General features: G+C 71.0%; 22 protein-coding genes, 1 tRNA gene and 1 other RNA gene. 11 read left to right on the top strand and 13 right to left on the bottom strand.

All coding sequences use genetic code 11. The features are described from left to right. Positions 1 to 24: 24 nt before the first annotated feature. The 4 genes from ACFY3I_RS24290 to ACFY3I_RS24305 all read left to right on the top strand — a co-directional run bounded on the left by ACFY3I_RS24290 (position 25) and on the right by ACFY3I_RS24305 (position 3860). The gene (locus ACFY3I_RS24290; protein WP_390862595.1) at positions 25 to 2835 is read left to right on the top strand and encodes an ATP-binding protein; all 2811 of its coding nucleotides are present in this window, start codon (positions 25 to 27) and stop codon (positions 2833 to 2835) included. A gap of 73 nt (positions 2836 to 2908) precedes the next feature. Beyond that, the gene (locus tag ACFY3I_RS24295) at positions 2909 to 3142 is read left to right on the top strand and encodes a hypothetical protein (protein ID WP_390862597.1); all 234 of its coding nucleotides are present in this window, start codon (positions 2909 to 2911) and stop codon (positions 3140 to 3142) included. Next, on the top strand, positions 3139 to 3414 hold the full coding sequence (locus ACFY3I_RS24300; protein ID WP_365285576.1) for a hypothetical protein: 276 nt from the start codon (positions 3139 to 3141) through the stop codon (positions 3412 to 3414). The genes ACFY3I_RS24295 and ACFY3I_RS24300 overlap by 4 nt, the downstream gene beginning before the upstream one ends. 23 nt (positions 3415 to 3437) lie before the next feature. Beyond that, positions 3438 to 3860 (top strand): hypothetical protein, encoded by a 423-nt coding sequence (locus ACFY3I_RS24305; RefSeq protein ID WP_390862599.1) that lies wholly within the window; start codon positions 3438 to 3440, stop codon positions 3858 to 3860. On the opposite strand, the gene ACFY3I_RS24310 is transcribed toward ACFY3I_RS24305, so the two are convergent. The 5 genes from ACFY3I_RS24310 to ACFY3I_RS24330 form a co-directional block, all read right to left on the bottom strand. Then, positions 3838 to 4635, bottom strand: coding sequence for a cell wall-binding repeat-containing protein (locus ACFY3I_RS24310; RefSeq protein ID WP_390862601.1), 798 nt, complete (start codon positions 4633 to 4635; stop codon positions 3838 to 3840). The two genes, ACFY3I_RS24305 and ACFY3I_RS24310, sit on opposite strands and share 23 nt — an antisense overlap. A 65-nt stretch (positions 4636 to 4700) precedes the next feature. After that, positions 4701 to 5858, bottom strand: coding sequence for a cell wall-binding repeat-containing protein (locus ACFY3I_RS24315; RefSeq protein WP_390862603.1), 1158 nt, complete (start codon positions 5856 to 5858; stop codon positions 4701 to 4703). Between the two features lie 385 nt (positions 5859 to 6243). Next, positions 6244 to 6639 carry a hypothetical protein gene (locus ACFY3I_RS24320; protein ID WP_390862605.1) on the bottom strand — a complete coding sequence of 132 codons (396 nt, stop codon included), beginning with the start codon at positions 6637 to 6639 and terminating at the stop codon, positions 6244 to 6246. A gap of 58 nt (positions 6640 to 6697) precedes the next feature. Then, the gene (locus ACFY3I_RS24325; RefSeq protein ID WP_390862606.1) at positions 6698 to 7084 is read right to left on the bottom strand and encodes a hypothetical protein; all 387 of its coding nucleotides are present in this window, start codon (positions 7082 to 7084) and stop codon (positions 6698 to 6700) included. 730 nt (positions 7085 to 7814) lie between these two features. After that, the gene (locus tag ACFY3I_RS24330) at positions 7815 to 8618 is read right to left on the bottom strand and encodes a hypothetical protein (RefSeq protein WP_390862608.1); all 804 of its coding nucleotides are present in this window, start codon (positions 8616 to 8618) and stop codon (positions 7815 to 7817) included. Positions 8619 to 8681: 63 nt separating this feature from the next. Between ACFY3I_RS24330 and ACFY3I_RS24335 the strand changes: the two genes are divergently transcribed. Continuing rightward, positions 8682 to 8993 carry a hypothetical protein gene (locus ACFY3I_RS24335; RefSeq protein WP_390862610.1) on the top strand — a complete coding sequence of 104 codons (312 nt, stop codon included), beginning with the start codon at positions 8682 to 8684 and terminating at the stop codon, positions 8991 to 8993. Between the two features lie 73 nt (positions 8994 to 9066). Here the strand turns inward: ACFY3I_RS24335 and ACFY3I_RS24340 are convergent, their stop codons facing one another. Together ACFY3I_RS24340 and ACFY3I_RS24345 are read right to left on the bottom strand one after the other, a co-directional pair. After that, on the bottom strand, positions 9067 to 10488 hold the full coding sequence (locus ACFY3I_RS24340) for an ATP-binding protein (RefSeq protein ID WP_390862611.1): 1422 nt from the start codon (positions 10486 to 10488) through the stop codon (positions 9067 to 9069). A gap of 63 nt (positions 10489 to 10551) precedes the next feature. Continuing rightward, on the bottom strand, positions 10552 to 10944 hold the full coding sequence (locus ACFY3I_RS24345) for a hypothetical protein (RefSeq protein WP_390862613.1): 393 nt from the start codon (positions 10942 to 10944) through the stop codon (positions 10552 to 10554). On the opposite strand from ACFY3I_RS24345, the gene ACFY3I_RS24350 reads away from it, so the two are divergent. Further along, positions 10937 to 11320, top strand: a complete 384-nt coding sequence (locus ACFY3I_RS24350) for a hypothetical protein (protein WP_390862614.1) — start codon at positions 10937 to 10939, stop codon at positions 11318 to 11320. The genes ACFY3I_RS24345 and ACFY3I_RS24350 overlap by 8 nt on opposite strands. A gap of 477 nt (positions 11321 to 11797) precedes the next feature. Here the strand turns inward: ACFY3I_RS24350 and ACFY3I_RS24355 are convergent, their stop codons facing one another. The 5 genes from ACFY3I_RS24355 to ACFY3I_RS24375 all read right to left on the bottom strand — a co-directional run bounded on the left by ACFY3I_RS24355 (position 11798) and on the right by ACFY3I_RS24375 (position 16093). Beyond that, positions 11798 to 12220 carry a PIN domain nuclease gene (locus tag ACFY3I_RS24355; RefSeq protein ID WP_053752750.1) on the bottom strand — a complete coding sequence of 141 codons (423 nt, stop codon included), beginning with the start codon at positions 12218 to 12220 and terminating at the stop codon, positions 11798 to 11800. Then, entirely contained in the window at positions 12217 to 12432 is a 216-nt protein-coding gene (locus ACFY3I_RS24360) for a type II toxin-antitoxin system VapB family antitoxin (protein ID WP_314416256.1), read from the bottom strand. Before ACFY3I_RS24360 ends, ACFY3I_RS24355 begins: the two co-directional genes overlap by 4 nt. 93 nt (positions 12433 to 12525) lie before the next feature. Then, a complete protein-coding gene (locus tag ACFY3I_RS24365) occupies positions 12526 to 14955 on the bottom strand; it encodes a helicase-associated domain-containing protein (protein ID WP_390862615.1) in 2430 nt (809 codons plus the stop codon). A gap of 437 nt (positions 14956 to 15392) precedes the next feature. Beyond that, positions 15393 to 15818: a PIN domain-containing protein gene (locus ACFY3I_RS24370; protein WP_390862617.1), complete on the bottom strand. Its 426-nt coding sequence runs from the start codon at positions 15816 to 15818 to the stop codon at positions 15393 to 15395. Continuing rightward, positions 15815 to 16093, bottom strand: a complete 279-nt coding sequence (locus ACFY3I_RS24375; RefSeq protein WP_039634366.1) for a CopG family transcriptional regulator — start codon at positions 16091 to 16093, stop codon at positions 15815 to 15817. The genes ACFY3I_RS24370 and ACFY3I_RS24375 overlap by 4 nt, the downstream gene beginning before the upstream one ends. Positions 16094 to 16328: 235 nt before the next feature. Here ACFY3I_RS24375 and ACFY3I_RS24380 point away from each other — a divergent pair, with 235 nt between their 5' ends. Then, entirely contained in the window at positions 16329 to 17048 is a 720-nt protein-coding gene (locus ACFY3I_RS24380) for a hypothetical protein (protein ID WP_390862619.1), read from the top strand. A gap of 648 nt (positions 17049 to 17696) precedes the next feature. Here the strand turns inward: ACFY3I_RS24380 and ACFY3I_RS24385 are convergent. Next, positions 17697 to 17781, bottom strand: a tRNA-Ser gene (locus ACFY3I_RS24385). A gap of 72 nt (positions 17782 to 17853) precedes the next feature. Between ACFY3I_RS24385 and ffs the strand changes: the two genes are divergently transcribed. The 4 genes from ffs to ACFY3I_RS24405 all read left to right on the top strand — a co-directional run bounded on the left by ffs (position 17854) and on the right by ACFY3I_RS24405 (position 23785). Continuing rightward, an RNA gene (gene ffs / locus ACFY3I_RS24390) (signal recognition particle sRNA small type) lies at positions 17854 to 17952 on the top strand. 45 nt (positions 17953 to 17997) lie between these two features. Continuing rightward, on the top strand, positions 17998 to 20274 hold the full coding sequence (locus tag ACFY3I_RS24395; protein ID WP_390862621.1) for a DNA polymerase III subunit gamma and tau: 2277 nt from the start codon (positions 17998 to 18000) through the stop codon (positions 20272 to 20274). A 141-nt stretch (positions 20275 to 20415) separates the two neighbouring features. Next, positions 20416 to 21669, top strand: a complete 1254-nt coding sequence (purD, locus tag ACFY3I_RS24400; protein ID WP_390862623.1) for a phosphoribosylamine--glycine ligase — start codon at positions 20416 to 20418, stop codon at positions 21667 to 21669. A 274-nt stretch (positions 21670 to 21943) separates the two neighbouring features. Then, positions 21944 to 23785 (top strand): hypothetical protein, encoded by a 1842-nt coding sequence (locus ACFY3I_RS24405; RefSeq protein ID WP_390862625.1) that lies wholly within the window; start codon positions 21944 to 21946, stop codon positions 23783 to 23785. The last annotated feature ends 266 nt before the right edge of the window (positions 23786 to 24051 follow it).

Genomic DNA, 24051 nt, shown 5'->3' on the forward strand with positions numbered 1-24051 from the left:
GTCGACGAGTGGGGGAGCGGTCCCATGGTGTGGAACGGCGGCCGGCAGGCGTCCGGGCGGCCCCTGGCCATGGTCGGCCGGCACGCCGAGCGGGAGGCCGTCGGCCGGCTGCTCGACGCCGTGCGCGACGGCCTGAGCGGCGCCCTGGTGCTGACCGGCGAGCCGGGAATCGGCAAGACCCGGCTGCTTGAGTACGCGGCGACCCGGGCCACGGAGCTGCGCGTGGTCCGGCTGACCGCCGTCGAGCAGGAGACCGGCCTCGGGTACGGCGCGCTGCACCGGCTGCTGCGGCCGTTCCTGGACCGGACGGCCCGGCTGCCCGAGCCGCAGCGGGCGGCGCTGGACGCCGCCCTCGGCCTGGCGTCCGGACTGCCCGCCGACCGCTACCTGGTCGGGCTGGCGACGCTGACCCTGCTCTCCGACGCCGCCGCCGAACAGCCGCTGCTGTTCCTGGTGGACGACGGGCAGTGGCTGGACCGGGAGTCGGCCGAGGCGCTCGCCTTCGCCGGGCGCCGGCTGCACGCCGACGCCCTCGGTCTGATCATCGCCGTCCGCGAGGGGGCCGGACGCCCGGGCCTGTTCGACGCGCTGCCCGCGCACCCCGTGACCGGTCTGCCCGAGCGGGAGGCCAGGGCCCTGCTCACCTCCGGCCCGCGGCGGGTGGACCCGGCGGTGGCCGACGCGGTCGTCGCCGGCACCGGCGGCAATCCGCTCGCCCTGCTGGAACTGGCCGACACCCTGACCGCCGAGCAGCTGTCCGGTGTCGCCCCGCTGCCCGACCCGCTGCCGGTGGGCCGGCTCCTTGAGGACCATTTCCAGCGCCTGGTCCGGGCCCTGCCGCAGGCGACCGCGACCCTGTTGCTGCTGCTCGCGGCGGCCCCCTCGGACGACACGGGGCTGATGTGGCGCGCCGCCGGAAGACTCGGCCTGTCGACCCGTGCCATGGAGCCGGCGGTCGCCGCCGGCATCCTCGGCCGGGGCGGCCCGATGGCCTTCCGGCATCCGCTGATCCGTTCGACGGTGTACGCCGGGGCCGAACCCGGTGCGCGCCGCCGGGTGCACGCTGCACTGGCCGCCGTCTGTGACGCGGTGCGGGACGCCGACCGCCGTGCCTGGCACCGGGCCGAGGCCACCGAGGGCGTGGACGACCGGGTCGCCGACGACCTGGAGGCCGCCTCCGAACGGGCCCGCGCCCGCGGCGGCCACTCCCAGCAGGCCCTGTTCCTGTCCCGCGCCGTCGACTTCACCGGCGACCGGGACAAACGGGTCGAGCGGCTGCTCGACACCGCCCGGGCCCACCTGACTGCGGGTGACGCGACGGCGGCGGAGACCGCGCTGGACCTGGCCGGGGCAGGCATCCGCGGTCCGGTGATGCGGGCCCGTGAGCTGCGGATGCGGGCGACCGCGCAGATGTTCCGGATCTCGGTCGCGGACGTCCCCGCGATGCTGATGGACGCCGTCGCCAGGCTCGGTCCGCGCGATCCACGGCTGACCCGGGAGCTGCTCCGGGAGGCGCTGCACGCGGCGCTGGTCGCGCACGACTCCACGCAGGGCACGACGTCGGCAGAGGTCGCGGCGGCCGTCGTCGCCGTCCGCCACGACCCGGAAACCTCCGCGTACGGCCACGACCTGCTGATGGAGGGGCTGGCCCGAAGGGTGGCCGAGGGGTACGAACACGGCGCGCCGGTGCTGCGGGCCGCCCTCGACCTGCTGCGGGACGGGGAGCGGGGCGGGGACGGGGGCGGCAGCGGGGCGGCGAACAGTCCGTTCGCGGTGATGGTCTCCATGGCCTGCGACGACCTGTGGGACATCCGGGCCGAGCGCGAACTCACCGACCGGCTGGCGGCGGCGGACCGCGGCACCGGCGCGCTGTACGCGCTGAGCATGACGCTGCTGGTCGCCGCGAGCTGCGACCTCTGGGACGGACGGTTCACGGCGGCGGAGGTGCGCTACGCCGAGTTCGACGACATCGCGGCCGACACCGGCTTCCAGGGCGGCGGGGACATCAACCGGCTCCTGCTGTTCGCGCTGACCGGCCGGGAAGCGGAGCTGCGGGCGGCGGTGGCACAGGTCGCCGCGATGAAGGGCATGGGGCACGGCGTGCTGCAGCTGCTCGCGCAGCACGCGCTGACGCTGTCCGAGCTGGGGCAGGGCCGCTACGAGCAGGCGCTGCGGCACGCGCGGGCGGTCTTCGAGGACGACCCTCCGGCCTGCGGCAACCTCGTCCTGCCGCTGGTCGTAGAGGCCGGCGTGCGTACCGGTGACCGGGCCGTCGCCGCGGCGGCCCTGGCCCGGCTGGAGGAGCGGGCACCGCTCGCCGGTACGCCCTGGGCGCTGGGCACGCTCGCGCTCGGCCGGGCGCTGACGGCCGACGGCGACGACGCCGGGAAGTTCTACGAGGAGTCGGTCGAGCTGCTGGGGCAGGTTCCGCTGGCGCTGGAGCGGGCCCGGGTCCGGCTGCTGTTCGGCGAGTGGCTGCGCCGCTGCAAGCGGCGTTCCGACGCCAGGACGCAACTGCGCGCCGCGTACGAGGGGTTCGACGCCTTCGGCGCGGTGCCGTACGCCGAGCGGGCCCGGAGGGAGCTGCTGGCCACCGGCGAGACGGCCCGCAAGCGCACCGAGGAGACCAGGTTCCGTCTCACGCCCCGGGAACGGCAGGTGGCCTCCATGGCCGCCGCGGGGCTCACCAACACGGAGATCGCGACGCGTCTGTTCGTCACCACCTCGACGGTCGAGTTCCACATGAACAAGGTGTTCCGCAAGCTCGGCATCACCTCCCGGAGGCAGATCCCCCGGGCGATCGGCGAACCGGACCCGCCGGCGGCCTTCCGCTGACCGCGGGTGGCCGCAGGACTTCCCCGCTCGTCTCCGGTGGACGCAGAAATCGAACACCTGATTGAATTCGGCCATGCGATCGTTCCCCGACGACCTCACCCGGGCGCAGCGGGAGTGGAGTGCCACCTACCGGCAGCTCGCCGAACGGCCCGGCCGTACCGAGCTGCGCCGCCGGCTGTACCGGCTGTCGACCCAGCTGTACTTCCATCCCTACTGGCGGCACCGGCGCCCGCGCCCCGCGGCCTGGTGGGAACTGCGTCATCCGGGAAGCCCAGAGGGACGCGTGAGTGAACGGGGGCGGTCATGACGCGCTGCAACCCGGAGGACCACGTCCCGGACGGCGGCCCCCTGGGCAGGTGCGGCCCGGTCCGCGTGACCGTCCACCCGCCGTCACCGGCCGGCGGCAGGCGGGTGCACGTGGACGGTGAGCCCCTCGGGCTGGCCCACCACGCGGTCGACGTCGCGGAGTTCCTCCGCCGGGCCGGGCTGGAGATCGACCCCGCGGAGGTGGCGGAGGCGCCGTGGATCGACTGGCGCGGAGTGGGTCCCGAGCGCTGGGGACCGGAACCGGCCGGCTGAGCACCACAGGGGAGGATTCGGGCATGGAGACCGCAACGCGCCTGCGAGCGCTGCCCGGGTCGCTGGCCGCGGAGGACGGCGTCTTCGGCCTGGTCGGGAGCGAGGACGCGGGCCCCGTCGAGGACCACGTGTACGGCCTGGTCCTCGACGCCGAGAAGGCGTGGGCGCGCTGCGCGGTCGAGGGTTCCGAAGGGCCGGCCGGCCCCGCCGGCGTCGCCGACGCCCTGACGCCCGTCGACGGGGAAGGGGCGGTGACGGCCATGACCCACCTGTCCGCGGATGGCCTGGTCTTCCCCGGCCTGCCGCGCCGCGACCGTGAGCACGCCCGTCGGGCGGCGCGGCGCGTGGTGGAACTGCCACTGCTTGCTTCTGAGTTGGGACGACGTTCCCGGGCCACCCTCCGGAGGCGGCCCGGGACGGGGGTCACTTCGAGACCGTCACCTTGAGCGGGGTCAGATCCGGGCTCGGAGCGGGCCCGCCGGAGCTCGCGGACGACGCCGGGGAGGCGGCGCTCTGCGGGACGCCTCCCTTGTAGTACGGGGTGTACGTGTAGGCGCCGTTCACGCCGATGGCCCGGCCGATCAACGGGACCACCCTGGCGTCGACGGAGCTGCCGCCGCCGAACACGGCCACGTGGTTCAGGCTCGCCGACGTGCGCATCATGTACCACTTGGTGTCGTACGTCAGCGAGGTGACGTCGGTCCACAGCAGCGGGCCGAACGTGGTCATCGCGGACGACGCGGAGACGCCGCCGGTCCAGCTGTTCACCGAGGCCACCGCGGCGTCCGACGGCGACGACCACCAGAACTCGGCGAGCCTCGCGGCGACCGGTGCGGGACTGCCGCCGAAGCGGTAGTAGCTGTACTTCCCGGGCCAGTGGGGCAGCTTGCCGGCCTTGTACGCCTTGGCCAGCGCCGACTCGGCGTCGACCCCCACCGTGATGATCTTCGTCGTGCTCGGGCGGTACTTGTCGAGGTAGCCGTAGACGGACGCGGTCATGGTCGAACCCTGGGTCAGCAGCACGACCGCGGTGCCCGACGTGCCCATGGCGCCGGCGGCGGAACTGGCCGCGAGGGCGTTGTGGTAGTCCGTGCCGGTCGCCAGGAACACGTACTTCGGGGCGCTGGTGATCGTCTTGGCCACGGCCACCGAGGTGGAGTAGCGCGAGACGCCGGACAGCCGCTTGGCGACGTACCCGAGCGAGGTCACCTTGGACGCCACCGAGCTGCTGAGGATGCCGGTGCCGCCGACCAGGTAGACGGTCCTGCCCTTGGGCAGCGTGCGCTTCAGCTCGGCCTGGACGAGTCCAGGCCCGTGCGGGAGGTCATCAGCACCGGCCCGTGCTTCTTGCCGGCCAGCGAGGTCGCGGTGGTGGCGTACGCGGAGTCCGACCTGCTGATCAGGACGGCCGAGCTCGCGGTCATCAGGCCCGGCACCTGCTTGCCGACGGTGTTCCACGTCCACTTGGACGACGCGATGTCGGTGTCGTAGGCGTCGGAGCCGTAGACCCGGGAGATCGCGTTCTTCCGGAGCGGCTGCCAGGCCACGTCGGTCCCGTCGGCCGAGGGCACACGCGTCTCCGTGTCCGTGCCGAGGTCGTGGATCCATACCTGCGAACCGCTGGGGCCGGTGTCCGGGCTGCCGGTGACGTAGGTGTCGTACGCGATCCGGTCGCCCTTGGGAGACCAGGCGGGACGGTTGTGGTCGGCGGGGTCCGTGGTGACCTGGGTCAGCCCGGTGCCGTCGACCTTGACCGTGAAGAGCTGCTTGTGCCCGGCGACGGTCTGGGTGAAGGCCAGCGACTGCCCGTCCGGGGACATGCTCGGCTCGTCCGCGTCGGCGGCCACCTTGGTGAACTTCCTGGTGGGGCCGTTGTAGACCCAGACGGCCGGAGTGCCGGTGGTGGAGCAGCTCGTCCCGGTGCGTACGAAGGCCAGCATGCCGTTGACGGCGCCGCTGGCGTCGGAGTCACAGCCGTCGACATCGGTGCCGAACAGGGCCTGAGGAGCGCGGCCACTGTCGGCGACGGCCACCCGCAGTCTGCCGCCGGCGGTGAAGACGATGTCGCCTCCGCCGTACCAGAACGTCGGATCGACCGGATGCCAGCCACTGCCCGCCGGCATGACGACGTCCGCGCCCGATATCGACTCCTGGGCGTACGTCTTCGTGCGGAGACGGTTGTCGCTGGAGCCCACGTAGGCGATCTGGCTGCCGTCGGCGGACCAGGCGGCCTGGTTCGCGGTCTCGTAGAACTGCTCGCTCCTGGTCCCGTCGGGGTTGATGTACCGCAGCGAGCCGAGTTCGTCGTAGAGCAGCGTGCCGTCCGTGGCCGGCCAGCCGGCGGTGTCGGCGCTCGCCTGGCCCGGCAGCCCGGCGACGAGGCCGGCCGCGAGCGCGGCGACGCTTGTGAGCGCCGCGAATCCGCGACGCGCAGGGATGTTCAATGTGCCCCCACAGGTGAATGGACGGCTGCGTCGCCCCTCCCCCGAGGCGAACGGACGGCATCGTGTCGTCGTCCGTACGGCAGCGGCGAAACCTTAACGCCGGACCACGGCATCTGCGCAGGCAGGTGGACCGAAACCGCCCCGCGCCTCTAGGAACACCCTTCCGGGAGCGCCGCACCGCTTCGACGGGACTCGTCGGACTCATGTGCTCCCTCGATCCGGAGAGCCCGTGATCGGCCCTGAAAGGCGCTCGACGCGCGCCCTTGGCCATGGACTCAGTCCGATCCGTGTTCATGGCCAAGGCGGGTCGGTTCCCGAGGGACCCGATCGCCACGCCGACCCCACCACCCTGCCCGTGCGGCACCGGAGGTGGCGTCCCGGCTGGTCATGTCCTGAGGATGGCCAGACCGAGTTCATCCTGGGACATGTAGCCGCAGGGACCGGTGCCGGATGCCTCGGGCACGCGGTGCGGGTGACTGAGCATCTCGCTCTTGATCCAGGCCTCGCACTCGGGAGTGATCTCGGGAGTGCGGGGCACGGGGAGCCTCTTGTCCAGAATCTCCCTGGTGAAGCTCAGCATGGTCCTGTGGTCGAAGCCGTCGCACTCGGCCGGCGGCTTACCGGGAGAGGTGCGGCCTGCGGCGCGTTCCTTTCGCATCTGCTCGGTATAGGCGTCCTTGCAGGCGGCAGCGTCGGGCTTCGAAGCACTGGAGCCGCCGCAAGCGGTGAGAGTCATCGCGAGGGCGAGCAGCACGGTGCAGGTGACTATGCGGGTTTCCACGGTTCCCCTTGGGGCTGATGTTGCCGATGTAAGCGGGATGACGTGACGGCCATTGCTGCTAGTGGGAAGGCGCGTTCGAAGACGGGCGTTGACGCGCCATCCCCTGCTGGAAGCTCCTGCGTAGTGGGAGCGCCGTCGCGAGGACGAAGATTCCGAAGAGCGTGATCGGGGTCAACCCGGACAGCTTCACGTAATCGTGTGGGTCGCTCAGGATGCCATCCCGGTTCGACCACCAGTTTGCAGCCAGGTCGGCCGCCATGACGGCGGCGCCAAGGGGCGGTCCGGCCGGATGCGCCAGGACGACCCACACGGCGACGAGCAGGTCGAGCACAAGCAGGGCATGGAAGAGCAGTTGACTCGGCAAGGGCCAATATCGGTATGCGTGCAGTCCACCCGTGATCACGTCGTAGGCGTGCGACCCGGTTCCTTCCACGAACCCGGTCACGTATATCGCCGCCACCCACCGCGCCCAACGCGGCTGCGTCCCCCATCGCATGCTGCCCATCGTAGGTACGTGATCCGGCGCGGCACCTCTCCCCATGCCGCACTCTGTCCTCTCCTCAACTCACCACTCTCCTGGGGCCTCCCGCGTGCCACCGCGGGCCGCGGTCGGCCAGATCAGCATCGCGACGGACGTGTACACATGTGCACGACACCCAGCGAGAGGCCATCGGCCACAGGTACCGGCTGCTCAAGTGCCGTCGGCCGAATGCCTGACAGGCGAGCGCCGTCAATTGATGCCGGCAAAGAGACCCGAACCATGACGAACCATGATCGGTCCGGTGCGGTTTCCCCGATACCCCGGCAGGATTCGAACCTGCGACACCCGCTCAATGAGTTCGATCCGATCGCCACCCGACGGCCGCCCTGTCCGCCCGGCTCGTCCGGCTCCGGGGCACCGACCGTGGGGAGTGACGAGCGGCAGCCAGCCCGTGCGCTCCGCGCGGCTCCGCTGCACCTGGTCGGCAGGCTTGACCACTCGCTAGCCCTTGTCGGGGACGCATCCACTGCTGCCGAGGCTCGATGCAGAACACACGGCAGAAACCGGCGCCCTCCTGACGCGCTCACCTGCGGACTCAACTTGAGCTTGGGAAGCTGACGGTGTTCAGGGGCTGTTCCGGCGCTTCGTCCCCCGCGTGATCCGACACGGATTTGGTACGCCTGCCGGTCGTGCTTTAGCAGTCGTAGCGGTGGGTGTAGGGCAGCTCGGGGCACTGGCGACAGAGGAATACGTAGATCCCGCCGAGGTCTCCCATGACCATGTCCAGGTCTTCCTCCGGGGTGACGCTGAGCAGGTGTTCCATGCGGTGGCCGCGCTCGCAGGACGGCCAGTCGGGTGGCTGGTTCCAGGCCGGGTACCCGGCGACCTTGTTCTGCGGCGCACACGCCAGCAGGGTGTATTCCATGCCGAAGCGCTCTTCCAGCTCCTCGATGCGGGGCTGCAGGATCTGCCGAAGTTCCTGTGGCAGGTCCCAGTTCGGGTACTCCACCACCGGGGTGGGGGACACCGTGCACGGATTGGGCATGAACTCTTCCTCGTACTCGCCCTCCTTGGGGGCGGGTATCGCTTCGAGTATCCCGGTGGCGAGCACGTCCGCCTCGTTGCGCCAGTACAGCCTCGGCAGGGCGGCGCACGCCCGGTCGTGGGGATGGATCAAGGGGCACCAGATCAGCTGGAGCACGTCCTTGCCTTCGGGGAACGACAGCTCGGGTACGTCACGTGCGAAGAGCTGGATCACCGGGACCATGGGAACCGTCCCGGCCGGGTTCTTGTCGTTGGGCCAAGCCCAGTGACCTGATTGCCCGCAGGAGGGCCAGGGTTCATCGGTGGGCCAGAGCATGGGGCCGCCCATGGAGCTCTCCCGGACTTCGGGAGATCCGCTCTTCGGCAACAGCAGCGTCGTCCGTCGGCCGAGGACCGCGAGCTCGGGTATCAGGTCATCCAGGTCGTACGGCGGACCGGCAACGCTCTGCGTCACAGGCAGGGCCTCCTCGGATCAATCGCAAGCTTGTGGGCAACCTATGCCGAGATCATCGCGCGCGTGGGTGGCGTGACGCCCTACTCGGATCGTGAGCGGGCGTTCGGTACCTGGGTGTATCTCGCCTCGAAGGCCGGCTGGCAGGTGGTCGAGGCCGAAGGGTTCACCGCCGACAGCGGGCGGGGCGAGATCGGTGCGGTGGACGTCGAGGGTGTTCGGTACGTGATCCTGCTGGGCCCGAGAGTGCGGCGGCTGCTGTACGAGGTTGTCGACGGGCACATGGTGAAGCGGGACGTCCTCGCGGTCGCGGCCTGGGCGGAACCGGTCGTCACCAGGGAGAGCGCTCCTGGTTGGTGCTCCGCAGAGGCCGACTGAGACGGAAACCGGGACGGACAACGCCGAAGGGCCCCCTGTTTCCGGGGGCCCTTCGACAACGTGCAGTTGTCGCTCACGCCCGGCGCCAGGCGCTGAGCAGTTCCCCGGGGCCGTACACCGCCTGAAGACCGGAACAACCGACCCCGCTTCGGGAGACCGCGACGAGCGGTACGGGCTCGTCGGTGATCGCGGCCCGGTGCTTGTGCAGTGCGGCCAGATCGTGACTGTCGAACGCGGAGTTCTCCAGCCACTTGACCGAACCGAGGAAGAGCAGCTGCTTGGCCACCGGCTGCCGGTCGGCGCCCACCAAGTCGATTTCGACGTCGTTGCTGCGGGTCCAGTACCCGCCGATCGCCGGGGCTGCTGGCAGGAGCCCGTCCGGCAGGAGGCGGGCCAGGGATTCCCGGACGAGGGGTTCGACCGCGCGGCCCCGCCAACTCGTCCACCGTTCCCTGATCCGGCCCAGCGTGAGATCTCCCCGCATCCGCTCGATCTCCGCCATGTGCGGATCCAGAAATGCGAGCCAGAAGCGCAGGTAGGGATCTGCCACCCGGTAGCGGCGTTCCTTCGACGGTCTCAACGAGAGCGGCAGCTCGGCGGCCACGACTCGTTTTTCGGTCAGGACGTCGGTGGCCCGGGTGAGAGTGGTGTGGGCGATGCCGCCCGCGGCGCGCGCGATGTTGGTGAAGGTCCGCTCCCCGCTCCCGATGGCCCGCAGGACCTCCCTGCTCATCGCCTGCGGTGGAAACTCCGCGGCCAGTGAGCGTTCGGCGGAGACCAGCAGCGCAGAGATCGGGTTGTCCAGCGAGTCGCGGAGGAACTCCCAGACATCGGCTCCTGGCCGCCACTCCGCACAGATGAGCGGAAGACCGCCCGTGACCAGAGCCGCATCGAAGGCGGCCGCCGGCTCAAGCCCGAGCATCTCGCCGATGTCGGCCGGGTTCAGCGGACCCACGACCATTTCCCGGCCCCGTTGATGGAAGGGACGGTCGTAGCTGTTCAGCGCCTCCATCATCGAGAGGTCGGATCCGACCAGGAGGAGCAGTACCGGTTTGCGGCTGAGCAGGCGGTCCCATGCCCGCTGGAGCATGCCCTCGAACGCGTCGATTCGGTCCATGAGATACGGGACCTCGTCAATGACGACCACGCTCGGGCTGTCGTCGGGCAGGATCTCCGCGAGGAGCCTGAAGGCGGCGTTCCACTGCGCCGGGGTCTCCTCCGAGAACAGTTCCCGCCTCGGCAGAGTGGATCTGGCGACGGTGTCGAGCAGCTCCGTCAGTTCGTCCTCCGCCGTGCCGCCCGCCGCCGTGAAGAAGAGGTAAGGCACTTCGGTGCGGCGAAGGAACTCCTCGACGAGGCTGGACTTGCCGACCCGCCGCCTTCCCCGGATGAGAATGCACTGCCCCGGTCTTGCCGATCCGACGGCATCGTGAACCGCCTGCAAGGCGTTTCCGAGCACGTTCAGCTCGTGGTCCCGCCCGATGAAACGATGCACGTCAGCCTCCCGCCAGGGATAGTATCGACGCAGATACTATCTCTGCCGATACCATTGTCCTCGTCATTCGGGCATGACGCTGCGGATGCGGGAGAGGGTGAAGACGCGCTCGGCGTTCAGCAGCTGGGCCGCCAGGATGTTCGGGTCGGCTGCGGTCGCCTTCGCCGCGTCCGTGGCAGCGACGCGGCCGCTGCGGCGCGGAACCGGTGCACGAGCGGCAGACCGCCGAGGCCGGGTCTTCTCGATCCGTACCGTGCCTTCGGCAGTCTCGGCGACGGGAGCATATCCCTCGGCCCGGAGTGCGACGAGAGTCTTGTCGAGCGGGCTGCGGCTGACCAGCACGGTCGGCGCCGGCTGCCGTAGCCCGAGCTCGGCGAGCTTGCGGTGGGCGGCGAGTTCCGCCAGGAGCGCGGGCTCGTCGCCGTGGAGGACGCAGGCGGCAGGGGCGATGCGCACGCGTCCTGCTGTTGGTGGCGGCCGGGTGGTGCTGGTTCCTCGTCGCGCTGACCTTGGTGAAGCGGTCCGACGTGGGCACGGCGTCACCGATGCGGCCGAGATCGCCAAGGCCGCGCGGCTCGAAGAAGAGGACATCGAGCCGTACACGATCGAAGAAGTGCAGAGTCTCCTCGACGAGGCGGCCAAGCTGCGCAACAGCGCGCGCTGGGTCGTCGCCCTGGCGCTCGGCCTTCGCCAAGGGGAGGCGCTCGGGCTGCACTGGGAAGACGTCGACTCCGCCAGCACGAGGAAGCCCAGGAGCGCGAGCGGAGCGAGGCCGGTGCCGACTGGGAGGGCAAGGGGTACGTCTTCGCCTCGCCCGTCGACGGACCGCTGAGTCCCCACACCGACTTCCACGTCTGGAAGCGACTCCTGCGGGACGCGGGCGTACGGAACGGTCGTCTCCATGACGCTCGCCACACCGCCGAGACCTTCCTCCTGATCCTCGGCGTCCCGGAGGTCGAGATCGACTCCATGCACGTGACGGGGACCATGCTCCGCAAGGTCGCGCTGCAAGTCGGCGATGCGCTGTGGGAGCTTCCGAAAGCCAACTGAGACGGGAACCGAGACGGACAACGTCGAAGGGCCCCACCGCGAACGGTGGGGCCCTTCGACAACGTGCCCGGTGAGGCACTGGCGGAGGATACGAGATTCGAACTCGTGAGGGGTTGCCCCCAACACGCTTTCCAAATGTTCGTCCGAGGGTTCGGGGACGCTCGGGAGCGTCCTGACCTGCGGCGGAGCGGGTGGCGCTGGAGGTTTCGGACGGTGCTGAACGGAGGTGAATGCAACCAGAACTGCAACCATCGCCGGCCTATTTGCCGCTCTCCGGGCCGTACCACTGGAGAGCCTGGCCGGTCACTGCCGCGATGCAGGCGAAGTCGTGGTCGCGGTGTAGGAGGGTGAGCCCTTGCAGCTCGGCCGTCGCGGCGACGACGAGATCCACGGCGCCCGCACTGCGATGCTTTCCCTGTTTGGTGAGTGCTTCCTGGACCTGCCAGGCGCGGTCGTAGGCGCGGTCGTCGACGGGAACCCAACCGAAGATCAGGCGCATGTCCTCGATGCCGCGCGCCCTGTCGGCGGCCGACCGGGCGCTGTAGAAGAACTCAAGCTCGGTGATCGGGCAGGTGGCGATGAGCCCGGCGGCTGCCGCCTGGTCCCAGCCGTACTGCTCCGCGTCCTCGCGCATGAACCGAGCGAGTGCGCTGGTGTCGATCAGGAACTGGGCCGCGTTCACCGGCGGTAGTTCCCCTTGTTCTCGAACAGCTCCAGATCGAATGCGCCGTCCCCGGCCGCGGTCCGCAGTCGGGCGAGAGCCAGGGCGCGACGTCGACTCTCCAGCACCTCGCGAAGAGCGGTGTTGACTGTCTCCTTCTTGGTGCTCGTCCCGAGGGCTTTGGCCACGTCCGCGACCAGGTCGTCGTCCAGGTCGATAACCGTCCTACTCATGAGCGCCTCCCTGATATCAAATGTGGGGCTAAGTATATCTCGCAAGGTGCCCGCAAGGTGTGCACCCGGGCACCCGGCCTTGGCCGTCGAGTCCTATGCGGGCATCACGCCATGGATGCGGGAGAGAGTGAAGACGCGTTCCGCCTCGCGCAAGTGGCACCAGGCGTCGAGGTAGGGCGGGTCGAGCTCCAGGTCACTGAGAGTGCGTACGGTCCGGTTGCCCGAGGTGGCGATGTACTCGACCGTGATGGCCGCACCGGTGTCGATGGCATGGGCGACCTGGCGGACGTCGCTGTACGACAGGTGCTTCGCGTATCCGGCGACGATCTCCTCGGTGTCCGTCGCGAAAGGCACCCCGCTGCCGAACGGGTCGGGTTCTGGTGCGGTTGGCGGGGCCTTGAGCAGCCGGTCCGCCAGGACGCTCATCCCGGCGTCGGCGGGCATGTCCGCGGCGTGGGCTGCGGTGGTCCGGGGGCCGCGCCGCCTGGCGTTCCTTCGCGGGGGCGGGACGGCAGCGGCGGCCCTCTGCGGCAGGCGCTTTTCGATGCGTACCGTTCCCCCGGCGGTCTCGGCGACCGGGGCGTAACCCGCAGCGCGGAGCGCGGCGAGAGTCGTCGCGGGTGGGCTGCCGCTGACCAGGACCGTCGGGGCGAGCGGCCGCAGGGCGAGCTTGGACAGTGTGCGGTGGGCGGCGAGTTCGGCCAGGAGCGCAGGTTCGTCGCCGTGGATGACACAGGCCGCGGGGGCGATGCGCACCCGTCCATGACCTCGCGCGGTGTCGGCGATGAGGTAGGTCAGCGGCTGTGGCAGGGCTGTGGCGGAGCAGGCGGCCAGGTCGGCTGTGATGTCGTCCGGGGTGCGGCCGGCGTCCAGGACCCGGCGGATACTGCCGGCACTGAAGCGCCATACCGACGCCGTGCCACTGGTCTCCCGGTCGGCCGTCGAATCCAGCAGCGCTGCGAGTGACGCGGACGGGGTGCCGGTGACGACGGCGGTGAGGTCGGCGCCGATCCGGGCCGTCGTGGTCGCGGGGGGCAGCAGCCGCCGGGCCGTGATGTCGAGCTCTTCGTCGGCGTGGGCCGCCAGGTGGGCACCTAGCGGGGACAGCGCACCCCGTGCCAGCACGCCCAGCAGTTCGCCTTCGCGGATCACGGTGCTGAACAGTGCCGTGCCCTCGGGCGAGGCGTCGTCGGCGAGCGGACGGTGCCAGGCCACGAGCGGCCCCAGCTCCGCAGCGACCTTCACACCCTGTCCTGCCGGGAGCCCCGCCGCCGCGGTGAGCAGCCCGTGGCGGGCTTGCAGACAGCCGCCGCAGGCAGGCGCACCGGCGAGCGCGGGAAGCGCCTTGTTGTCCTCGTCGCGCGCCCGGGTGGGGGTGAGCGGCAGGTCCCGCCATGCTCGGAGCAGTACGGCGAGTTGCTCTGCGGGCTCCTGCTCGGCCCAGGTGTCGTACGCCTCGGTGGGAGGTACGCGATCGCCGTCGCGGGCCAGCAGTCCGGCGGCGTACGCGGCCTCCAGGGCGATGCGTACGACGGCGTCCTCCGCGTGGGCGACTTTGCCGAGCCGGGCCAGTTCACGCGCGCCGATCCCGCCCGACTTCAGCCGGGCCGGTGGAGCGGTCGCGCACGCCGAAAGGACGGAGGCTGCCTGGGCCGCGAACGCGGTGGCGGCCACCGCGGCTTCCCGCTCCACCTCCGCCGAGGTGATGGGCACCAACTGTGGGACGGGCGGCAGAGGTTCGAACGGAGCGTGCCAATCGGGCCCCCGCAGAGCCAGGGCCACCTCGACCGGAATCCGGACGGGCCCGTACCGGTGACGGTCCTGGAACAGAAGCCCGCGGTCGAGTGCCCAACGGGCGCCCGGCCGGAGGTCGCGACCAGAAGCCCCGAACACGACGAACGGTGACTGACGTGGCGTGGACCTGGCGCTCTGCTCAAGCAACTTCCGTGTGGCCGCCGGTGCCTCCGCCACCAACGCGGCGACCCGTTCCGCGTCACTGTGATGCTCCACCAGAGCCGCGAGCCGCTGCTGCTTGGTGCCGGGCGGCTTGACACCCAGGACCGCCAGCATGCCGCGCAGTTCCTCCGAGGTGGTGCCGGCCAGCAGCTCCTCCAGCGGGGCGTCAAGTCCCAGGGGCGTGCTCCACGCCTGCCGCAAGGGCGTAGACATGCGGAGTGCCTTGTTGCCGTCGCGCCACACGAGCGCCCGGTCCGACAGTGCCTCCAGGGTCGCGTCCAGCGTGTGCACCGCCGCAGGAGATGTCGAGCCGAGCAACGCCGCGAGGCTCTCCCGGGTCGCCCGCGCCCCCAGGGCTGCCAGCGCCTCGGCGGCCTGCAAGCACGGCAGCGTGAGTCGCGGCAGGACGAGTACCACGGACCCCGGACGTTGGAGACGGTCCGCCAGTTCCCCCACCGAGCGTGGTTCCGGAGAGGAAGCCGCGTCCTTCCGCAGGGTGAGTACGCGTGCCAGGCGGGAACGGTCGAGTTCGCTCAGCCAGGTCGCAAGCGTAGATCGGGACTTCATGAGGGTGCACCTCGACTGACAGGAAACGTCACAGGCGGGCCGAAGCCGCTTCGGCGCCAAGGCTAAGGATGGCGCAGTTCCATGATCCGCGGATGCCGTACGAAGACAGAGCCCACGGCAGGAGAAGATCCGGCTGCCCGATCACCGAAATGTCCTTGATGGGCGTATGTAAATGCAACCAAAACTGCAACCAGCGCACGACGAAGAGCCGAGTCGCGATTGCGGCTCGGCTCTTCGTTTCGCCTGTTCAGGCGGCTGCGGAGGATACGAGATTCGAACTCGTGAGGGGTTGCCCCCAACACGCTTTCCAAATGTTCGTCTGGGGGTCCAGGCGCACTCGGGGGCGTTCTGACCTGCGGCGGAGAGGGGCATCGGGAGGGCGGCGGACGGGGCTGGACGGGGATGAGTGAGACCGGAACTGAGACCAGGGCGCCGGGTCATACCTTCTTGACGACGATGGTGTCCGGGAGGAGCTTCTCCAGGTCGTCCACGTCCGAGGTGAAAACTGTGACCTGCCCTTTCTGCTGACGTGCGATGACAGCGAGCACGGCATCGATCGCGTACTTGTGGCCATGCAGCTTGGCGTCGGCCAGGAGGCGCCGGGCCTGGCGGGCCTCGTCCTTTCCGATATCGGCGACCTTGAGCCGGGAGAGCACCCAGTCCCAGCGCTGCTCGGTGGTCCTGCCGTCGTACGCCTCGACCAGCGTCATGGGAGACGTCACCACTTCGGCCTCACCTCCGGCCGCGAGGTCGAGCCAGGCGATCATCCTGCGGTCGCCGCGCACGGCCAGGGACAGGGCTTCGCAGTCGAGGACGAAGACGCGCAGTGGCCGCTGCCTGTGCTCACCGGCGCGCTTCTTCACGCGGCCTCTCCGGCATCGTGTCCTCCGGCGGTGCGACGGCGCTCGTGCTCGGCGTCGAGATCGTCCAGTTCCGCGAGGGCTGCCGCGCGCTCGTCTTCGGTGACCGGCCCGTGTTCCTCCTGCAGCCAGTCGACCAGCTCCAGCAGCCGGTCCCGATCGCGTTTGAATCGCAGTGCTTCGGCTACATACGCCGAAAGTCCCCGCTCAGCCGCGTCGGCGCGGATCTCGTCGAGGAGATCTTCGGGGATCGTCACCGTGACTTTTTTAGTCGCCATACTAGAGACCATACTCCTGGTGTATGCGCCCTTACTAGGGTCGCTGAACCAGCCAGGCCCAGGATGCGGATGGACGATCCCGGAGTCTTCCCCGATGCTGATCGCTGGGACACACCGTTTCACTCGGACACCCCATGTCGTTGACTCCCGCCAGCGCATGCATCGGCTGGTGCGGATAGTCGCCCTTCGACGTGGTGAGCCTCCTGCCGTTGGCGGAACCACAAGAGGAGGGGCCGTGTCCCTGCTGCCTTCGGCAGACGTCTTTAGATCGATCGAGCTAAAGGTTTCGCAGTTGCTCGGTGGGCAGTTGGTGTGTCCACATGCGCCGGGGGAGAGCTGTTCGGTGGGTGAACACCTCACGCTCTCGGAGGCGAAGGATGCGGCGGCGCGAGATGCCACCGACGTTGCTCTTCGGGACGCGCTGTGGCGATGCGTAGGCCGCGATGCCCGTAGTGACCTGCCGAACTTGGCTCAGCGTAGCCAGTTGCTCGCTCTGTGTTTCGTTACCCCCTACCTCCGGAAGTCGGCCGGGAGAGTGTCGAGGAGGCTCTGCGTCGACGTCGCCGAGGTGAGGTCGGCCATGGTGTTCGGCGCGTTGTACGGTCTGGCGCTGGCCACCGAAGGCGACGATGTCCGTGGCGAGGGTGTCCGGTCCGCCAACGCGGCCGGCTGGGCGGTGGAACGGGCTGATCCGGCCGAGCGCACGACGGATCCGCACGGCCTTGTCGACCGCGCGAGCCGATGTGATGACGGCTACTCGCCCATCCGCAACGAGTCGGACATCCAGGTGGTCGACGAGATGGACCCTTTGTTGTGGGGGCGCATCAGTGGCGAACGCATGGGCGCTACCTTGCACCGCCTCGGGCTCTTGGGCGAGTTCCTCGCCTTGGGTTCGGAGCAGGTGCCCGAGGGCGAGTCCGACGAACTCGACGGACCGCAGAAGGAAGCCGAGTGAGCCCAAGCGCAAGGCGACTGTCGCAGTGGCTGGCCGAGCCAATGCCCCTGCGCAAGGTGGCAGATCTCCTTGGGGTCGACCCATCGAAGGCATCCGGGCTGGTGAGGGCGAACCGCTTTCCATGCCGTGTCACGAAGTTGAAGGGAAAATACGTGGCTCTTCCCGCCGATGTGATGGTGGCCCTGGGGATCGATGATCCGATCGTGCGGACGGGCGACCTGCTGGCCGGTGCCGAGTTTGCGAGGCGATGGGACTAATGGGCGGTCGCCGGAGGCTGAGCGCAAGCTCAGAGGGCCCGGCCGCGCAAACAGCTCGACCCTCTGGGGCGGCGTGTGACATGGAAGGCGCTGGTAGGGCAGACGTGGATGGTCAGTGCACTGCCTGGCTGCGGGTTGCTTCTGGGGGCACGTCCTGCGATGTGGGGCAAGCGTCACCTGAGGCTGATCTTGGCCGTCGGCCTTCAGCGTGCAAGTCGGCGAACGAACGCTTGGACGGCGCCCCACCGTCGTCGCCGGAGGCACGTCGCCATGCCGTGCGGAATGCCGTATATGTCGGAAATAAATGAGACCGCGACTGAGACCAAGGCACGTCGAGAACCCCGGCCGCCAAAGCGGTCCGGGGTTCTCGTTTCGCCTGTTCAGGCGGCTGCGGAGGATACGAGATTCGAACTCGTGAGGGGTTGCCCCCAACACGCTTTCCAAGCGTGCGCCCTAGGCCTCTAGGCGAATCCTCCGGTCGGAACATTACATGACCGAGAGGAGTGCTCGCGAACTCGTTCCTACCCGCTGACGTCGGGTACTCTGTGCGGAGCCCCTCACGCGGCGCTATCTGACTGAACTCCCCCAGGGCCGGAAGGCAGCAAGGGTAGGTTGGCTCTGGCGGGTGCGTGGGGGGCGCTCGCGTTTCCCGGCGGGGCCGCTTGTCAGTGGGCGCCTATAACCTCGTAAGCGTGTCGTCTCTCGCGCTGTACCGCCGCTATCGCCCGGAGTCGTTCGCCGAGGTCATCGGGCAGGAGCATGTCACCGACCCGCTGCAGCAGGCGCTGCGGAACAACCGGGTCAATCACGCGTACCTGTTCAGCGGGCCGCGTGGGTGCGGGAAGACCACCAGCGCACGGATCCTGGCCCGCTGCCTGAACTGCGAGCAGGGTCCGACGCCGACGCCCTGCGGCGTGTGCCAGTCCTGCCAGGACCTCGCGCGCAACGGGCCGGGCTCCATCGACGTCATCGAGATCGACGCGGCTTCTCACGGTGGTGTGGACGACGCCCGTGAGCTGCGCGAGAAGGCGTTCTTCGGGCCCGCGGGCAGCCGCTACAAGATCTACATCATCGACGAGGCCCACATGGTCACGTCGGCCGGTTTCAACGCGCTGCTCAAGGTCGTCGAGGAGCCCCCGGAGCATCTGAAGTTCATCTTCGCCACCACCGAGCCCGAGAAGGTCATCGGGACCATCCGGTCGCGGACCCATCACTACCCCTTCCGGCTGGTGCCGCCGGGCACGCTGCGGGACTACCTCGGCGAGGTGTGCGGCAAGGAGGACATCCCCGTCGAGGAGGGCGTGCTCCCGCTCGTGGTGCGGGCCGGTGCCGGGTCCGTGCGTGACTCCATGTCCGTGATGGACCAGCTGCTCGCCGGCGCCGGGGCGGAGGGTGTGACCTACGCCATGGCCACCTCCCTGCTCGGCTACACCGACGGCTCGCTGCTCGACTCCGTCGTCGAGGCCTTCGCGACCGGGGACGGCGCCGCCGCCTTCGAGGTCGTCGACCGCATCATCGAGGGCGGCAACGACCCGCGCCGCTTCGTCGCCGACCTGCTGGAGCGGCTGCGGGACCTGGTGATCCTCGCCGCCGTCCCGGACGCCGCCGAGAAGGGACTGTTCGACGCCCCCGCCGACGTTCTGGAGCGGATGCAGGCCCAGGCCGGCACGTTCGGCGCCGCCGAACTCAGCCGCGCGGCCGACCTCGTCAACGAGGGCCTCACCGAGATGCGCGGCGCCACATCCCCGCGCCTCCAGCTGGAGCTGATCTGCGCGCGCGTGCTGCTGCCTGCCGCCTACGGCGACGAGCGGTCCCTGATGGCCCGCCTGGACCGCCTGGAGCGGGGCGTGAACTTCTCGGGCGGGGGCGGTGCGCCCGCGATGGGGTACGTTCCCGGGCTCGAGGCGCACCCGCAAGCCCGAGCCCAACCCCAAGCCCAAGCCCAGCCCCAAGCCCAGAACCAGGCCCCGGCTCCGGTTCCGCAGGGGGGCGGGCAGGCGGCGGCCCGGGCGGCGGTACGAGGCGGCGGAGCCGCTCCGGCGCCCGTCGCGCAGGCCCCCGCACCGGCCCCGCAGGCACCCGCCGCGATCCCCCAGACACCGGCCCCTCAGCCGTCGCCCACGTCGCCCACGTCGCCCACGTCGCCCCCGCCTACACCGTCGGCCGCCCCGCCCGCTGCCGCCCCCGGCGCCTGGCCGACCGCTGCCTCGGCGGGCGGCGGCGCCCGCCGTCCCGGCGGCTGGCCCACGGCCGCGGGCGCGGGCGCCCCGGCAGGCCAGCCGGCTCCGCCACCGACCCGGACGGCCCCGGCGGGCCCGGCGGCTCCGACGGCCCACGCGGCTCCCGCTCCCAGCAGGGACGCCGCCCCCGTCGGTGGCCTCGACCCCCGCACGCTCTGGCCGAACATCCTGGAGGCGGTGAAGGACAAGCGGCGCTTCACCTGGGCCCTGCTGAACGCTCCGAACGCCCAGGTCACGGGCTTCGACGGCACCACCCTCCGGCTCGGATTCGTCAATGCGGGCGCCTTGGACCGCTTCGTCGCCAGCGGCAGCGAAGACGTACTCAAGGCGGTCCTGGCCGAGCAGTTCAACGTGCAGTGGAAGATCGAGGCGGCCGCCGACCTCACGAGCGGCGGCGGCGGTGGTGGCAGCCCGGCCCCGGCAGCCACCGGGTACGGCGGCGGCCAGCCCGGCGGCTACGGCGCGCCCGCGGCATCGGGCTACGGCAGCCCCGCCCCGGCCCGCTCGGCGGCACCTCAGCCCGCGCCCGCGGCCCCGGCCCAGGGCCCGGCGCGGACGGTCGCTCCCGCGGCACCGCCGCCCGCGGCCCCCGAACCACCCCCGGTCTCCCCCGAGGACGACATCCCCGAGGAGGACGACCCCGACCTCGACGAGTCGGCCCTCTCCGGTCACGAGCTGATCGTGCGGGAGCTGGGGGCGACCGTGGTGGACGAGTTCCAGAACGAGTGACGGGCGTACCGAGCCGGTGCGGGGCCGGTACCGGGCGGCCACGGCCGGAGGGCGCCTCCAGGTCCTCCACCCGCCACCCCCGTCCGCCCACCGCCCCCTTGTAGGAACCTCCAGTCGGCGTACCCGGCTACGCTGGCCCCCGTGAAGGTCCTCGTCATCGGCAGCGGTGCCCGCGAACACGCCCTGTGCCGCTCCCTGTCCCTCGATTCCGACGTCACCGCGCTGCACTGCGCCCCCGGCAACGCCGGTATCGGCGAGGTCGCCGAACTGCACCGGGTCGACGCCCTGGACGGCGCCGCCGTCACCGCGCTGGCCCGGGAGACCGGCGCCGATCTCGTCGTCGTGGGGCCGGAGGCTCCGCTCGTCGCCGGGGTCGCCGACGCCGTGCGCGAGGCGGGGATCCCGGTCTTCGGCCCCTCCGGGGAGGCCGCGCGGATCGAGGGGTCCAAGGCGTTCGCGAAGGCCGTGATGGCGGCCGCCCAGGTGCCCACCGCCCGTTCGTATGTCTGCACGAACGCCGAGGAGGTCGCCGAGGCCCTCGACGCCTTCGGGGCGCCGTACGTCGTGAAGGACGACGGGCTCGCGGCCGGCAAGGGCGTCGTCGTCACCGACGACCTGGCCACCGCCACCGCGCACGCCGCCGAATGCGACCGCGTGGTCATCGAGGAGTTCCTGGACGGCCCGGAGGTCTCCCTCTTCGCGATCACCGACGGTGTGACGGTCCTCCCGCTCCAGCCCGCCCAGGACTTCAAGCGCGCCCTGGACGGCGACCGGGGGCCGAACACCGGCGGCATGGGGGCCTACTCCCCGCTGCCCTGGGCGGACCCGAAGCTGGTCGACGAGGTCATGGAGACCGTCCTGCAGCCGACCGTCGACGAGATGCGGCGCCGCGGCACCCCGTTCTCCGGTCTCCTCTACGCCGGCCTCGCGATCACCTCGCGCGGTGTCCGGGTCATCGAGTTCAACGCCCGTTTCGGCGACCCCGAGACCCAGGTGGTCCTCGCCCGTCTGAAGACCCCGCTGGCCGGTGTCCTCCTCGCCGCGGCGAACGGCACCCTGGACGACCTCCCGCCGCTGCGCTGGCGCTACGAGGCAGCGGTCACCGTGGTCGTCGCCTCGCACAACTACCCCGGCACCCCGCGCACCGGCGACGCCGTCACCGGCCTCGACGCGGTGGCCGCCGAGGACGCCCCGCACGCCTACGTCCTGCACGCGGGGACGAAGCGGGACGGTGAGGCGGTCGTCAGCGCCGGTGGCCGGGTCCTCTCGGTGACCGCGACCGGCCAGGATCTGACCCAGGCCCGTGAGCGGGCGTACGCGGCCGTGGCGCGGATCGGGCTGGACGGCTCCCAGCACCGTACGGACATCGCGGCGAAGGCGGCGGCCGAGTCCTGAGCCCGTACGCCGTCGAACGTTCCTGATCAGGCCCCGGACCCGAAATCCGGGGCCTGATCGTTGCTGTCTGTCGATCACCTCTGACCAAAGCCATTCCATCGAGTGACCGATGCCCCAACCGGCTGACGGGGGCCGAGGCCCCAACTAGGGTGCGGCGCAAGCGTTCCGGCACTTGGCCCACCGGCATTGCGATGTCGGTGGCGGGTGCCACAGTGGGGGAGTGAGCAACAGCCAGGACAGGCCGAGGACAGCAGGGAGGGGGTGAGGTCCGGACGTGACCAGTACCGGTATCGGTGTGGAGGCGGGAGCGCAGGCAGCGCGTACCCGGGCCCTTGCCGTGCTCCGTGTCCGCGGCCGGGCGCTGGCCGTGGCGCTGCTGCCCGCGGCGGCCACGGTGATCCTGCTGACCGGCGGTTCCACCGGCCACTTCGTGGGCCGGGGCTGGGACACGGCCCGCTGGACCGTCGGCGTGTTCGCGGTCGTCGTGCTGCTCGCCGCCGCGGGCGTGGCGCTGGTCGTGGCCCGGGTGCGGCCGGCCGTGAGCCCGACGGTCCCGATCCCGGAGGAGTCCGCCCCGGACCTGTACCGGATGGTGCGTGATCTCGCCGACCGCCTCGACGTCCCCGTCCCCTCCGCCATAGCGCTCACCCCGGACTGCGACAGCTGGCTGGAGGACCGTACCCATCCGGCACACGGCCCGCCCGCGCCCAGGAGCGGCGACGAGCTCGGCAGCCCGGGCCCGCACCGCCGGGTCCCGGCGGCCCCCGTGCTCGTCATCGGGTCCCCCTTCCTGTGGTGGATGCGCGTCGGCGAGCTGCGCGCGGTCCTCGCGCCGGTCGTCGCCGGTACGGGACCCTCCGCGCAGCCGGACATAGCCGCCGCCCGCCGCTTCGTGCGCGGGCTCGACGCCACGGTCGCCGTCTCCTCGACGGCGGGCCGGGGTCCGGCGGGCCGCCTGGTGTGCGCGGGCCTCGGCTGGGTGGCCAGGATGCTGCTGCGGGGCTGCCGGGAGCATGCGGCACTGATGGAACGCGGGGTGGCCGCCGCGGCCGCCGAGCGTGCCCAGGCCGTGGACTACGGACTGCGGATCGTCGCCCAGGAGCAGGTCGGGCTCGCCTACGCCGGCTGGGACCGCCTTCTGACCCGGGTGGCGCTGCCGGCCTGGCGGATGGGCCGCTGGCCGTCCCGGCTGGACGCGGGCGTGGTCTCGGCGCTCACCGAGCTCTCCCGGCGTGACCGGCTGGCGGAGGGCTTCGCCTCCCGGCTCGGCGAGCGGCCCGCCTGCGACCTGCTGGAGGAGCCGGGCCTGGTCGACGAGGCCGCCTCGCTGCTCGCCGCCCGCCTCTTCCACGGCGGCCCCGCCGAGCCGGGGCCGGACTGGTCGCCGGTGGCCTGGCAGGAGTACCCGGACGAGGTGGTCGACCGCACCTGGCGCACCGAGGCGGCCCGGCTGCACCGGGTCCTGGACTCCCTCGGCGTCCGTGCCACCCTCGACCCCGCCGCCCCCGATCCCGGCGGCCCCACTCTGGCCCGGGTCCTGGACCACCTGACGGAGCCGGCCGGCCGGTGCGGACCCGAGGAGCCACCGACCCGTGCCGGGGACGTCGAAGGTGCCGAGGGCATCGAGAGCGCCGAGGGCGTCGGCGAGGCGTCCGACGCGGTGGACGTCAGGGACGTCGAGGGCCTGGTGGACGCCGACGAGGCCGCCGGTACCGAGTGCAGCGCCACCCTGGCCGCCGGCCTCACCGCGGCCCTCGCCCGTGAGGAGGCCGCCGCCGTCACCGCGGGCCCCGACGCGCCCACCGGACAGGGGCCCGACAGCGCCCTGTGGGACGACTGCGCGCTGCCCCTCTTCCCCCTCCAGCCGCCGCGCACCGCCCGCGAGCTGCTCGCCGACCACGTCACGGCGATGGTGTGCTGCGCGGCCGTGGACACCGCCGGGGCCACCCCCGGCCTGGACTGGCTAGACGGCCCGTCCCTGCTGGTCGACGGCGAGCGGGCCGCCGACCTGACGCCCAGAGTCCTCAGTCTCATCGAGGAGGGAGACCCGGCCCCGCTCCGGGCCTGGTTGGCCGAGTCCGGGATACGTCCCGAGAAGCCCGTACGGCTGGTCTGACCTCGGAGTTTCGATGCTTCAGCGGAGTGAACCGTTCCACTTCAGGCAAATTCGCGACGAACCGTGACCAGAAGCGTGCGTTATGTGATGTGCTGGGGTCTGTTCGGCGAAATGGCAAGCGCATCCGACATAAGACAGACGCCACAGTCACCGCACGCGCGACACCACGGCCGGAACGGGACCGGACCCGACCGGACCACCGCGGACCGACACGGGCGGACGCGAGCCGGAACACCCTGAAAAGGATCAGAACAGCTCAAAATCGG

This window comes from Streptomyces sp. NPDC001068 (assembly GCF_042897315.1).
In the GTDB taxonomy this organism is placed as follows: Bacteria; Actinomycetota; Actinomycetes; order Streptomycetales; family Streptomycetaceae; genus Streptomyces.

Excerpts from the sequence above, each read along its gene's own strand:
- ACFY3I_RS24290 (WP_390862595.1), top strand. The coding sequence starts at position 25 with ATGGTGTGGAACGGCGGCCGGCAGGCGTCCGGGCGGCCCCTGGCCATG.
- ACFY3I_RS24295 (WP_390862597.1), top strand. The coding sequence starts at position 2,909 with ATGCGATCGTTCCCCGACGACCTCACCCGGGCGCAGCGGGAGTGGAGT.
- ACFY3I_RS24300 (WP_365285576.1), top strand. The coding sequence starts at position 3,139 with ATGACGCGCTGCAACCCGGAGGACCACGTCCCGGACGGCGGCCCCCTG.
- ACFY3I_RS24305 (WP_390862599.1), top strand. The coding sequence starts at position 3,438 with ATGGAGACCGCAACGCGCCTGCGAGCGCTGCCCGGGTCGCTGGCCGCG.
- ACFY3I_RS24350 (WP_390862614.1), top strand. The coding sequence starts at position 10,937 with ATGCGCACGCGTCCTGCTGTTGGTGGCGGCCGGGTGGTGCTGGTTCCT.
- ACFY3I_RS24360 (WP_314416256.1), bottom strand. The coding sequence starts at position 12,432 with ATGAGTAGGACGGTTATCGACCTGGACGACGACCTGGTCGCGGACGTG.
- ACFY3I_RS24365 (WP_390862615.1), bottom strand. The coding sequence starts at position 14,955 with ATGAAGTCCCGATCTACGCTTGCGACCTGGCTGAGCGAACTCGACCGT.
- ACFY3I_RS24375 (WP_039634366.1), bottom strand. The coding sequence starts at position 16,093 with ATGGCGACTAAAAAAGTCACGGTGACGATCCCCGAAGATCTCCTCGAC.